The sequence below is a fragment of the Atribacterota bacterium genome (genome assembly GCA_028717805.1).
Lineage (GTDB): Bacteria > Atribacterota > Phoenicimicrobiia > Phoenicimicrobiales > Stramentimicrobiaceae > Stramentimicrobium.
In genome coordinates, this window is sequence record JAQUNC010000004.1 from 10917 (window position 1) to 24500 (window position 13584).

General features: G+C 36.9%; 7 protein-coding genes. 4 read left to right on the forward strand and 3 right to left on the reverse strand.

Features of this window, described 5'->3' with window-relative positions:
- Positions 1-5 precede the first annotated feature (5 nt).
- The 4 genes from treS (at position 6) to malQ (ending at position 9411) form a co-directional block, all read left to right on the forward strand.
- Positions 6-3341: a maltose alpha-D-glucosyltransferase gene (gene treS, locus PHD84_01630; protein ID MDD5636508.1), complete on the forward strand. Its 3336-nt coding sequence runs from the start codon at positions 6-8 to the stop codon at positions 3339-3341.
- Entirely contained in the window at positions 3325-5253 is a 1929-nt protein-coding gene (gene glgB / locus PHD84_01635) for a 1,4-alpha-glucan branching protein GlgB (GenBank protein MDD5636509.1), read from the forward strand. Before treS ends, glgB begins: the two co-directional genes overlap by 17 nt.
- 32 nt (positions 5254-5285) lie before the next feature.
- Positions 5286-7718 carry a DUF3536 domain-containing protein gene (locus PHD84_01640; GenBank protein MDD5636510.1) on the forward strand — a complete coding sequence of 811 codons (2433 nt, stop codon included), beginning with the start codon at positions 5286-5288 and terminating at the stop codon, positions 7716-7718.
- A gap of 169 nt (positions 7719-7887) precedes the next feature.
- Positions 7888-9411: a 4-alpha-glucanotransferase gene (gene malQ, locus PHD84_01645; GenBank protein MDD5636511.1), complete on the forward strand. Its 1524-nt coding sequence runs from the start codon at positions 7888-7890 to the stop codon at positions 9409-9411.
- On the opposite strand, the gene PHD84_01650 is transcribed toward malQ, so the two are convergent.
- From PHD84_01650 to PHD84_01660, 3 genes are all read right to left on the reverse strand, one after another.
- Positions 9412-11277: an ABC transporter substrate-binding protein gene (locus tag PHD84_01650; GenBank protein ID MDD5636512.1), complete on the reverse strand. Its 1866-nt coding sequence runs from the start codon at positions 11275-11277 to the stop codon at positions 9412-9414.
- 731 nt (positions 11278-12008) lie between these two features.
- On the reverse strand, positions 12009-12407 hold the full coding sequence (locus tag PHD84_01655) for a hypothetical protein (protein ID MDD5636513.1): 399 nt from the start codon (positions 12405-12407) through the stop codon (positions 12009-12011).
- A 71-nt stretch (positions 12408-12478) separates the two neighbouring features.
- The gene (locus PHD84_01660; protein ID MDD5636514.1) at positions 12479-13501 is read right to left on the reverse strand and encodes a TAXI family TRAP transporter solute-binding subunit; all 1023 of its coding nucleotides are present in this window, start codon (positions 13499-13501) and stop codon (positions 12479-12481) included.
- Positions 13502-13584: the final 83 nt, after the last annotated feature.

A 13584-nucleotide genomic window follows, 5' to 3' on the forward strand; every position in this document is an offset into this window, starting at 1 on the left:
AATACATGTTGAGCCAGGAAGACTTTTCAGAAACTCCCTTATGGTATAAGGATGCCATTATCTATGAACTTCATGTTAAAACATTTTATGATAAGAATGGTGACGGAATTGGAGATTTTAGAGGTCTCACGGAAAAACTTGATTATCTGGAAAGTCTGGGAGTAAACACTATCTGGTTATTACCTTTTTTCCCCTCACCATTGAAGGATGATGGTTATGATATTTCTGACTATTATGATATTCATCCTCATTATGGAAATATGCGTCACTTTAAAAATTTCTTAAGAGAGGCTCATAAGCGGGAAATGAAGGTTATTATTGAGCTAGTTCTCAACCATACCTCAGATCAGCATCTTTGGTTTCAAAAAGCACGAAAAAAGAATGCTCCTAAAAAATGGCGAGATTTCTATGTCTGGAGTGATAAGCCGGATAAATATCTGGATGCACGAATTATATTTCAGGACTTTGAGACATCTAACTGGACCAGAGATCCTGAAAATGAAAAGTATTTCTGGCACCGGTTCTATTCTCATCAACCAGACCTGAATTATGATAATCCAGAAGTACAAAAGGCTATCTTAAAAATAATTGATTTCTGGATGAAGATGGGTGTTGATGGATTACGACTGGATGCTGTACCCTATCTCTTTGAAAGAGAAGGCACTAATTGTGAGAATTTACCTGAATCATTAGAATTTTTAAAAAAGATGCGGACTTATATGGACCGTAATTATCAGAATCGCATGATTCTTGCCGAGGCTAACCAATGGCCGGAAGATGCTATTCGCTATTTTGGAAATGGAGATGCTTGCCATATGGCTTTTCATTTCCCGCTCATGCCCCGTATGTTTATGGCTCTAAGAATGGAAGATCGCTTCCCGATTATTGATATTCTAGACCAAACTCCTCCTATTCCTGATAATTGTCAATGGTCTCTCTTCTTGAGGAACCATGATGAATTAACTCTAGAGATGGTTACCGATGAAGAGAGGGATTATATGTATCGGGTCTATGCCAGAGATACTACTACCAGAATTAATCTGGGTATCAGAAGGCGCCTGGCACCTTTACTGGAAAATCATCGCCGAAAAATGGAAATTATGAAAATCTTACTTTTCTCCTTACCTGGTACACCCACCATCTATTACGGTGATGAAATAGCTATGGGAGATAATCATTTTTTAGGAGATCGTGATGGAGTAAGAACTCCCATGCAATGGAGTGCAGATCGTAATGCCGGATTTTCTCGCGCTAATCCTCAGAAGCTTTATCTGCCGGTTATAATTGACCCAGCTTATCATTATGAGACAGTTAATGTAGAAAACCAGGAACAAAACCAAACCTCTTTTCTCTGGTGGATGAAAAGAGTAATTAACATGCGAAAAAATTACAAAGCCTTTGGGCGGGGATCTATTGAATTATTACATCCTGAAAATCCCAAAATTCTGGCTTTCCTCAGGAAATATAAGGATGAAATCATATTGGTAGTGGTAAATCTCTCTCGCTTTTCTCAGGTAGCGGAATTAGATCTTTCCCGATATGGCGGCTATACTCCCATTGAAATATTCAGTAAGAATTCTTTTCCTGTTATCCAGGAAAAACCTTATATTATGACTCTTGGTTTTTATGATTATTTCTGGTTTGTACTACAAAAAGAAGAGGAGGTTTATCCTGAGAAAAACACTAGAGAAATCCCCCTGGTTAAATCTAGATTAGATTGGATTCAACTATTTAATAATCGGATTAGAACCAGAATGGAAAGCGAGATTTTATCCCAATTTTTAATGGAACAGCGCTGGTTTGGCAGTAAATCACGGAAGATTTTAAAAATCAATATTGTAGAGATAATTCCTATAACTAACCGAAATAGTAAAAGTATTATACTTATTATTAAAGTAAGTTATTATGATGCTCCAGAAGAATACTATCATATACCGCTATCCTTTCTGGAAATGGAGCAGGCTAAAGAACTTTTAACCGAAAAACCCCAATCGGTATTGTTCCAATTTCAATCGTCAAAACAGGAAGGTATAATTTATGATGCAGCTTTAGATGAGTCTTTTCATCAGACTTTACTACAACTGGTTGACCGAAGAAGAATTATACCTGCAACAGAAGGAAAATTAAAGGCTTATCCCGGCAAATACTTTAGAAAAGTGCGTAATCTGATCAGCAAGTTTGAACATTCCCATCTGCTTACTACAGAACAGAGTAATTCCTCTATTCTTTATGACCGTCAATTAATCCTTAAAATATTCCGGAAACTGGGTGAGGGAACAAATCCCGATCTCGAAATCGTAAGATATATCACAGAAAACACTAATTATAAGAATATACCAGCTTTTGCTGGTGCCCTGGAATATCAAAAGAAAGATGGCTCCCAGGTTACTCTGGGTATCTTATATCCCTATGTTCCCAGTGAGGGGAATGCCTGGGATTATGCTCAGGATTATCTAATCAGATATTATGAAAGAGTTTTAGCTCAACTCAGCCAGATAGAGAAAATACCTTTTCTTCCTGCTTCTTTGTTTGAAAAAACGGAAAAAGATATCCCAGATATTGTGCAAGAATTAATAGGGGCACCCTTTATAGAAATGGCTTATCTCTTAGGTAAAAGAACAGCCGAACTACATAGTGCTCTAGGCAGAGTTACTCAGGATCTTAACTTTAAACCAGAATCATTTTCAATACTTTATCAACGTTCAGTTTTTCAATCTATGCAAAGTCTGGTCAAGAGGGTATTCTTTTCCTTAAGAAGGAATTATAACAGATATCCGGAAACAGTACAAGAAGACCTAAAAAAAGTTCTCCTATTAGAATCCCAAATAATTACTTATTGCCAGGAAATTATGTCTCAAAAGATTAAAGCCAAAAAGATTAGAATACATGGTGATTATCATCTTGGTCAGGTACTCTATACCGGAAATGATTTTTATATAATTGATTTTGAAGGGGAACCTGCTAAACCTCTGGGCGAAAGAAAGCTGAAACGTAATCCTTTAAAGGATGTAGCTGGAATGTTGCGTTCATTCTATTATGCCGCTTTTACCCCCTTAATTCAACAGAAAATTTCTGGAGGCTATAATGAACTGGAACACTGGGCAAAATTATGGACCTTCTACATCAGCAAAGTATTTCTAAATGCTTATTTGGAATATATCGATACTTCTCTTCTTCCGGAAGATAAATCAGAAATTAGCAAATTACTCAGAATATATTTGCTGGAAAAAGTAGTTTATGAAATAGGTTATGAAATGAATAATAGACCAGACTGGCTGGCTATACCATTGAAAGGAATCCTCTTTGAAGTAGGAGCAATTGGGAATGAAAAAGGAGAATAAAATTTTATACCACCATTCCATACTAAGTAAAGAAGATATTTTTCTTTTTAATGAAGGTACCAATTATCAATTATACCGTCATCTGGGAACCCATCCGATGGTTGATAAAGAGAAAAAAGGTATTCACTTTGCAGTTTGGGCTCCCAATGCTGAATCTGTTTCTGTCATAGGAGATTTTAATAACTGGGAATGGTCTGCTCACCCTCTCAAACAAATTCATGTCGGTAGCGGTATCTGGGAAGGAATTATTACTAACCTGGAAAGGGGTATAAAATATAAATACCATATCAAATCCAGATATCACCAATATTGTGTTGATAAAAGAGATCCCTTTGCCTTCTATGGAGAAAAACCTCCTTTGACCGCTTCCATTATCTGGGAACTGGATTACCAGTGGCAGGACCAAGATTGGATGGAACAACGTAAAGAAAAAAATCAGCTAAACCAGCCCTTTTCTATCTATGAAGTCCATCTCGGCTCCTGGCGTAGAAAATCGAACCAACAAAATGATTCTATTAGCTATCGGGAGATAGCCTCAGAACTTGCTCAATATTGTCAAGAAAAAGGCTTTACCCATATTGAATTACTGCCTGTGATGGAGCATCCTTTTTATGGTTCCTGGGGATATCAGACGGTGGGTTATTTTTCTCCTACCAGTCGTTATGGTACGCCACAGGATCTAATGTACTTGATTGATTATCTACATCAATGTGGTATTGGAGTTATCCTGGATTGGGTTCCTTCTCATTTTCCTGGTGATGAACATGGATTAGTTTATTTTGATGGCACTCATCTTTATGAACATGCTGATCCCAGACAGGGTTTTCACCCGGATTGGAAGAGTTATATCTTTAATTATAGCCGTAATGAAGTGAGAGCATTTTTAATAAGCAGTGCCCTATTCTGGCTGGATTACTATCATGCTGATGGCCTACGGGTAGATGCCGTTGCCTCCATGCTCTATCTCGACTACTCTCGTAAAGAGGGGGAATGGATTCCCAATAAATTTGGAGGACGGGAAAACCTGGAGGCTATTTCTTTTCTAAAAAAATTAAATGAAACAGCCTATTCTGCTTTCCCGGATATCCAGATAATTGCTGAAGAGTCCACTGCTTGGCCTATGGTTTCTCGCCCAACATACCTGGGTGGTCTCGGTTTTGGTATGAAATGGAATATGGGCTGGATGCATGATACCCTTTCTTATATTGGTAGAGACTCTATTTATCGTAAATATCACCATCAGGAACTTACTTTTAGTCTTTTATATGCCTTTAATGAAAACTTCATTTTATCCTTATCCCATGATGAAGTAACTCACGGTAAAAAATCCTTATTGGAGAAAATGCCGGGGGATGATTGGCAAAAATTTGCCAATTTACGTCTACTTTTTGGTTATATGTTTGCCCATCCCGGTAAAAAACTGCTCTTTATGGGCAGTGAATTTGGACAAAGACAGGAATGGCAGCATGATTTCTCCTTAGACTGGAATCTACTTGAATTACCTTATCATCAGGGTATACAAAGATGGATTAAAGATCTCAATCAATTTTACCAGCAGGAAAAGGCTCTTTATGAAGTTGATTTTGAAAATAGTGGCTTTCAATGGATTGAAAGTAATGATTGGGAACACAGCGTGCTGGTTTTTTTGAGAAAAAATAGAGGTAGTAAGGAAAAAATATTGATTGTCTGTAATTTTGTTCCAACTCCATGGTATAATTACCGTATTGGCGTACCAGAAAAGGGTATCTGGCAGGAATGCTTGAATAGTGATGCCTCTATATACGGCGGTAGTTGTCATGGCAATCTGGGTAAAGCAAAGACTAGGCCTATTCCCAAGCACGAGAACGATTATTCAGTAAATATTACTATTCCTCCACTGGGTATTCTTTTCTTCAAAAAGCTGGAAACATAATCTTATTAACTTATTATAAAGGAGTGTACCGGATGAATAATAATAGATATATCTGCATTCACGGTCATTTCTACCAACCCCCTCGTGAAAATCCCTGGTTAGAAGATATTGAGTTACAGGATTCAGCTTACCCCTTCCATGACTGGAATGAAAAGATTTCAGAAGAATGTTACAAGGCTAACGCTGCCTCTCGCATCCTGGATAAAAAAGGAAATATCATCAAAATAGTTAATAATTACAATCAAATTAGCTTTAATTTTGGACCAACCTTGCTGGCCTGGATGAAAAAACATCAACTCGAAGTTTATCAATCGATACTAGAAGCAGATAAATTCAGTCAGAAAAGATTTAATGGTCATGGTTCAGCTATTGCTCAACCCTATAATCATATGATAATGCCTCTGGCCAATACACAGGATAAGTATACTCAGATATTCTGGGGAATTAGAGATTTCCAGAAACATTTTGATCACTATCCAGAGGGAATGTGGTTACCCGAAACTGCCGTTGATTATGAAACATTGGAGGCAATGGCTGAATTGGGAATTAAATATACCATTCTTGCTCCACACCAGGCTGCCCAGATAAGAAAAATGGGAAAAGATACCAACTGGCAGGTAATTAAAGAAGGTAATCTCGATTCCAGGTTATCCTACATTTGTCCTTTACCTTCTGGAAAAACAATACATATCTTTTTCTATAACGGTTCACTAGCTCATGCTATTAGTTTTGGAGACCTTCTCCGTAATGGCGAAACCTTTGCCCAGCAATTGATAGCAGGCTTTTCCCAAGATAATGAAAAATCAGAATTGGTGAATATCGCTACTGACGGAGAAACATTTGGCCATCATCACCGTTTTGGCGATATGGCTCTCTCTTATTGTCTGTATTATATAGAGGAAAATGACTTAGCTAAAATAACTAATTATGGAGAATATCTGGAATTAAATCCGCCGACTCATGAAGTACAAATTGTGGAAAACACGTCCTGGAGTTGCAGTCATGGTATAGAGCGCTGGAGGAATGATTGTGGTTGTAAAGCTGGAGGTCATCCAGAGTGGCAGCAAAACTGGCGTAAACCACTGAGAGATACCATGGACTGGTTACGTGATCAATCTATGGAAATATTTAAGAAGGGAGCTCCTGCTTATTTTAATGATATCTGGCAGGCTAGAAATGAGTATATTGAAGTGATTCTTGATCGTTATCCCGAATGCATTCAGGATTTTCTGAGGAAATTTGCCAGTCACTCTCTCAATAGAGAAGAATCGGTGAGAGCCATTAAATACCTGGAAATGCAACGTAATGCCATGTTAATGTATACCAGCTGTGGCTGGTTTTTTGATGATTTATCCAGAATAGAGACAGTGCAGATTATGAGATATGCTGCTCGCTGTATTCAGCTGATAAAAGAACTGGATTCTATTGATTTAGAGGAAGAGTATATCAAAAAATTAGAACAGGCTCCCAGTAATGTTCATCGCTATAAGAATGGAGCTAAGATTTATCAGCTGATGGTCAAACCAGTTATTATAGATTTACTTCGAGTTGGAGCTCATTATGCCATTTCTGCTCTCTTTAATGGAAAACAAAAAAATATCTATGCTTATCAAATTATGGGAGATGAAATCCAGCGGAGAGAAAATGGTCAACTAAAAATAGCGATGGGTTACGCCACAATTCATTCAGAAATTACCCTGGAACAGGATAAAATAAGTTTTGCCGTACTTCATTTAGGGGATCATAATGTAAACGGGGGAGTAAAAATTTATCAGAATGAGGAATCATATCAGAACATGGAGAAAGAAATTAGCTCTTCCTTTGAACAGGCAAATGTGGTAGATATTATTAGATTGATGGATAAGCATTTTGGCACTAATAGCTATTCCTTGTGGTATCTGTTTAAAGATGAACAGAGAGAAGTTATCGAAAAGATACTGGAACCTATCCTGACTGAGATAGAAAGAAACTTTGCCCAGACTTATCTTGATAATCGTACCATTATTAATTTTTTAAGACAATTGAATATACCGATTCCTAAAGCTCTCTCTCTTATTACAGAACAGGTACTTAATCAGGAATTAAAGATAATCTTTTCCCAGAAATCAATCGATTTAGAGAAACTTGGCGACATCCTGCAGGAGATTGAAAACTGGTCTATTGCTATAGACCAGGCTACTTTGGAATTCAATGTTGGGGGATGGATAAACCAGGCTATGGAAGAAGTAAGAAAAAATCCTTTGAAAATCAAATATATCCTGGAAATCACCGATGTATTAAAACAGATGCAGGATTTTGAGGTTCAACTGCATCTCTGGACAGCTCAGAATATCTATTTTGAGATTAAACAGGATATTTTGCCTCCTCTCCAGCAAAAGTTAGCACAAAAAGAAGAAAATATACAATCCTGGTGGAAACATTTTAAAGAATTAGGGGCAATGCTCAAAATTGATATGCCTTCCTAAATTCTAAAATATGAAAATTAGGGTAAGCGAGTTTTTCTTACTTTTGGGAATACCAGTTTATTGATGATCACGGCAGGAATTACCTTACTAAAAATAATTTATAATTATTGGAAAGATATTGTCTATAATTTGTCTGCAATTAATAATATAAGGTAGGAGGAGTTAAAAACTGTTAAATCATCGATCTAGTGGCTTATTAATGCCTATATTTTGCCTACCTTCCAGATTCGGGATTGGGGATCTGGGACCACAAGCTTATCAATTTGCCAATATATTAAATAAAAATAAACAACAATTCTGGCAAATCCTTCCTTTAAACCCTACCGAATTAGAACACGGTAATTCGCCTTATTTCTCTTATTCTGCTTTTGCCGGCAATCCTCTCTTAATTAGCCCAGAACTACTCCATCGGAATGGTTTATTAAGTAAAAGCGATTTGGAAGAGTATCTTCTACCGGAAAAACCTGAAATAGACTTTAGTAAAGTCTATCCTTTAAAACAACAAATATTGCAAAAAGCGGTGCTGGTATTCTCTAAATTACCAAAATTGCAGAAGGAATTTGCTGATTTCTGTCAACAACAGGCTTTCTGGCTGGAGGACTATACCCTCTTTGAAGTTTTACGCCATCAATTTAATCATCAGCAGTGGAATGAGTGGCCAGTACCCCTCAGAGAGCGGAATATGGGAACACTGACAGAATTTAAGAAAACTATGTCAGCTGAAATTGAAAGATATAAAATTATCCAGTTTCTCTTTTTTAGACAATGGTATGAATTTAAACATTATTGTAAGGCTAAAAATATCAAGATTATTGGTGATATGTCTATCTATGTTACCTATCAGAGTGCTGAGGTCTGGACTCATCCTAAATTGTTCAAGCTGGACAAGAATAAAAACCAATTCTGCCAGGCTGGTGTTCCGCCTGATTATTTCAGTCCAACGGGGCAGCTTTGGGGAAATCCCGTCTATAAATGGTCAGCACATCTAAAAGAAAATTTTCAATGGTGGCAAAGACGTATTGCTCATAATCTGACCTTATATGACTTATTGCGCATAGACCATTTTCGAGGCTTGCTGGCCTACTGGGAAATACCAGCAGGCGAAAAAACTGCGATCAAGGGCAATTGGGTAAATGGTGGTGGAGAAGATTTTTTCTATATGCTAAAAAGAGAGTTTCCTGATTTGCCTTTCATTGCTGAAGACCTGGGAGTTATAACTGAAGATGTAGTGCAGGTTATGAATCAGCTTAGGTTACCTGGGATGCGAGTACTGCAGTTTGCTTTTGGTGAAAGTTTTCCTCACAGTATACACCTTCCCCACAATCATATCACAAATTGTGTAGTCTTCACTGGAACACATGACAATAATACTATACAAGGATGGTGGCAGAAAGAAATAAAAAATCAACAAAAGATATTGGTTAGGCAATATTTAAGCAAGGATATCACTACTAATAATGTACATTGGGAATTTATAAGACTGGCGCAATCCTCTGTTGCAAACTTAGCCATCATAGCGGTTCAAGATATGCTTGGATTAGGAGAAGGGGCTAGAATGAATAATCCTGCCTGTACCAGGGGGAACTGGCATTGGCGTCTGACAAATAGACAGATGTCTGAATTAAAAGAAAATGCACTTCCCAGATTAAAGAAAATTATCCATACTTATGGCAGAGACAAAACATTAAATTAGTTACTCTTCTTTATACATCTCATAGAAATCCCCAGCAAAAGCACCCATTGGTATAAGAGGGTGATAATACCATCCTTTGACCCAATCTCTTTCCACGTGATATCCTTGATGCTGACATAAATAAAGGGCTATTGCCTGTTCATGTGCTATTTGCATCAATTGTTTATAGACTAATTCTCTTTCTGAAGGATTAACTGTTTGTATAGCTTGATTAATCAAGGGATTAATTAATTCCTGCGCTAGTTTTTGATAATTTTCACCATAAACAGAACCCAAAGTACCATTACTAAATAAAAGCCCTCCCACCCAGGCATATGGATCGGGGAAATCAACCTGCCAGCCTATGTTATACATAGTAAGCCTACCGGAATATAATTCCTTTAACATGGTCGGAAAGTTTATTCCTATAGGTTCAATTTCAAATTTTGGATTTAACATCCTGGCGAAATCAGCAATCATTTCACAAGCAGTTTGGGCATAATCTGATCCTGAGGTATAAAAAATATTAAAATAAAAACCCTTCTCCCATAACTCACCATTCCAGGCTTTCTTAAATTCCACTTCTGCTTTTTTCATATCTTGCTGATAATAAAAATTAGGATCATCCAGATATCCCAATGTTTCTCTAGTCATAGGACCGGAAATCCTTATTCCCTGTCCCTGTAATGATTTTTCAATAAAAGCATCATAGGGAAACAAATAAGAGAAAGCCTTTCTTACATGTATATCATTAAAAAAATTAGGGGGAATACCTCTGCCATCCAGTTTTCCACTACCAATGAATCCGTTTCCTTCCTGGTTAATAGTCCAGTTAAAATGCATAATATTAATGGACTGCATTGGTAAATTTTCAATGATCCGGATACCATTAATATCCCTAACTTCGTTAATAAAACCTGGTGTTACCTCAATTATATCGGCATCTCCGTTAAATAGAACTAATTTTCGGGTAATCCATTCAGGTATAATCCTTATTAACACCCTTTGTATCTTTGCTGGGCCTTGCCAGTAAGAATCAAAACGTTCCAATTGAATCATTTCTCCAGGAATCCGTCTTTGCATCTGAAAGGGACCAGTACCATTGGTTATGCTATACAATGCATCGTCCTCAGCTGCCGGATCGTGGTACTTCCACCATTCTTCTACTTCACCGTTCCAGGCATCATGCTCAATAGCCCATGCTTTGTCTATAATTGCTGAACAACTATTATTCTGAGCTAAAATGCTTAAGAAAGCACTATATGGATTTTGCAAGTGAAAAATCACATTCTCTCCCTCAACTGTAATAGCAGGATCAATATAATCTTTAAAAATACTCTCCATTATATCTTGATACTTTGAAATAACTATACCTTCCTCAAACAAATCTTCATAAGATTCAACACCAGCCAATTCAACAGCTAAATCTTCAATACTACTTACTTCCAAAAGCGGCTCCAAAAGCATCCAGGTAGGTCCACCATCCCGATCCAGTATCATACTTCTTTTAAAGCTATAGGTGATATCTTCCGGGGTTAAAATATTACCGTTATGAAACAATACATTTTCACGGATTGGGAAAATATAGGTTAGCCCCCCATCTCGAATTAAGCCATTTTCCTCTGAAGGTACTTTTTTAGTTAATACTGGATCAAATTCGCTTAGACTGTTCTTCTTAAATTTGATTAAATTCTCATAGATATGAAAGGTAATCTGCATACTGGCTTCATCGTATGCCCAATGAGGATCAAGTGACTCAATATCTCCCAAACTGGCATAGATTATGGCATCAGGATTGGGAACCTGACTAAAGACATTCATAGATATACTGAATAATAATATGATGATAGAAAAAATAAGAAGTCGGGACAAATATTTACTTTTCATTTTTCACTCCAACCAAATTTTAAACTAATAGATTAATTTAGTCTTTCTATCTAGTGAATAAATTCACTATAACTATAATAATATACCACAACAATGCAACTAATAAAATAAATTATTCTTGTTAACCACAGTTATTATCTAACTAATAGAAAGAATATTATTTTCTCCAGGGTATCATGAGATTGAATAATGGTGCATACTGCTGGCAATCGTATACATAACTTTCTCCTGGACCTCAGCTGCGGTTTTTCCGTCTTATATGTACTTTAATCCTCATACCTTGATCATAAAAATTCTAATATCTAGTCCTGATAGATATTATTGATCTATGAAATACTATATACTAACTATTTTCAGCTAAATTTTAAAATACCCAGATCCAAGGGATCAGCAAAAGAACCAAATTATCAATGGCGTATTCCAAATCCTTACTTCTACCAGCAACAACTCAATATAATGTTCTTCCAATTTTACTGGAGTATGGGGAAGATAACCTCCTAAAAACGTTGGACCAGCATCAGCGGCTAAATAGTCTATATCTCACCTAAGTCCATAGCAAAATGAGTTCTTTTCAATTATATTTTCTCCCAGATTTCCGGTAGAGACTAGAACTGATGATTTCCTCATTATCTCACCCCTTAATAATATTACCAGGATAGCCTTATTTATACTTGCTATCCTGGTAATACGAATGTAGGTATTCTATTGAACGATCAATAGCTAACCTTAATTTATTGTTTCTCCAAAACTTCCAAAGGTGTTGTCGCTCTTGAACCCTTATCCCCAATCGCTTCAATAGTGTACACTCCTGGTTTTAGCATGACTGTTGGGATACCACCTGCTGGTTTTAGTTTAAAAGCACCATATTCATTAACGGTAACAAATCCTCCGGTACCTACTTCAGCAAAGGCAAAAGGAACTCCATCTACTGTCATAATTACCTTTACTTTTTCTCCTGGAACAAACCCGGCACCATAAAAGGTTAACTTAGTTCCAGGTTCCCCATTTATGGGTGTTACCACAAGACTGGTTACCTTCTCTTCTACAGCACAAACCATTCCAACAGAGATTATTGTCATAACCAAAACCAAAAAAATTAGAAGAACGCTTATTTTCATACGACATCTCATTTGTCATCACCTCCCGATTTATCTTTAAAAGCCATCCTCTCTAATTCTCAACTGGTTCTAACTGGTCAACATTACTTTTTACTCTCTGGTGGAATAAAACGTTCCGGTACATCTATCCCGTTTTCCAAACAATACCTGTAAAGTCCTGCATGGATTGGTATTTCACCCCCTGGTGCTACTAACTTAAAATAGTCAGTAATAGGATCCCATCCCACTATTCCAGGATATGCCGTCGCAACTTCATCAAAACCTTCGACATAAGCCTTTACAATTTCATAACCAACTTCTTCCGGTAAATTAGAGGAAGCCACTGCACCAACAACCTGTCCTTCTTCCATTATAGATGGATTATCCGAAAGTTCTAAGATACTGCCTGCCGGGGTTTCAAAGAAAAGGATATAGGGGTACTCTGCTCTTATCTTTTCTATATCATCTTCACCATAACCAATAGCTGCTAGAGGAGTTTTTAAATTTAATTCAATTAAAGAAGAATCTAAGGAAGTCAGTCCACTGGATTTTTGTAATCCAACAATACGACCTTGACTAAATAAATTGATAGCATCACCCAGGGTTGCGGGCACTATATCAATCCCACTTCCGATAACTTCATCAAAGTTAATAAAGTTAGTCGTAGAAGATGCTCCAGGTATACCGGGAGAAAATTTTTTACCTCCTAAATCCTTAAAAGTTTTTATCCCGGAATCTGCTCTGATGTATAGTCTGTTAACAATAGCATTTCTCAAGAATAACCATCTTATTGGCTCCCATGCTTCCCCTTCAAAATTGCTAATTCCTCTATGTAATTGCATTGCAGAAGCAGAGTCAACACACAAGGCAAAATCAAATGATCCTTCCCTGGTTCTTCTTAAATTATCCAAGGCGGCACCACTCTCAATAACTGTTGTAATTATGTTGTTATCTGCCTTATTGATAACCGAAGCAGTTCCAACACACCAGGCATATAATCCGGATGTTGAAGAGGTACTACCCATATTTAAATAGACAGTTTGGGCAGATACATTGCCTACTAGCACACTAAACGCCAGTATCAAGATAAGCACAAAAACCAATCCACTTAGTCTTCTGTTTTTCATTTTTACTCACCTCCTTTCTATTCTGTTTTTTCCCAAATATTATTTTGGTATTACCATAAAACATTGGTTAATGTTTGGTAATA

Bases quoted from the DNA above. Each gene is read 5' to 3' on its own strand.
- treS (MDD5636508.1), top strand. From the start codon at position 6: ATGTTGAGCCAGGAAGACTTTTCAGAAACTCCCTTATGGTATAAGGAT.
- glgB (MDD5636509.1), top strand. From the start codon at position 3,325: ATGAAAAAGGAGAATAAAATTTTATACCACCATTCCATACTAAGTAAA.
- PHD84_01640 (MDD5636510.1), top strand. From the start codon at position 5,286: ATGAATAATAATAGATATATCTGCATTCACGGTCATTTCTACCAACCC.
- PHD84_01650 (MDD5636512.1), bottom strand. From the start codon at position 11,277: ATGAAAAGTAAATATTTGTCCCGACTTCTTATTTTTTCTATCATCATA.
- PHD84_01655 (MDD5636513.1), bottom strand. From the start codon at position 12,407: ATGAGATGTCGTATGAAAATAAGCGTTCTTCTAATTTTTTTGGTTTTG.
- PHD84_01660 (MDD5636514.1), bottom strand. From the start codon at position 13,501: ATGAAAAACAGAAGACTAAGTGGATTGGTTTTTGTGCTTATCTTGATA.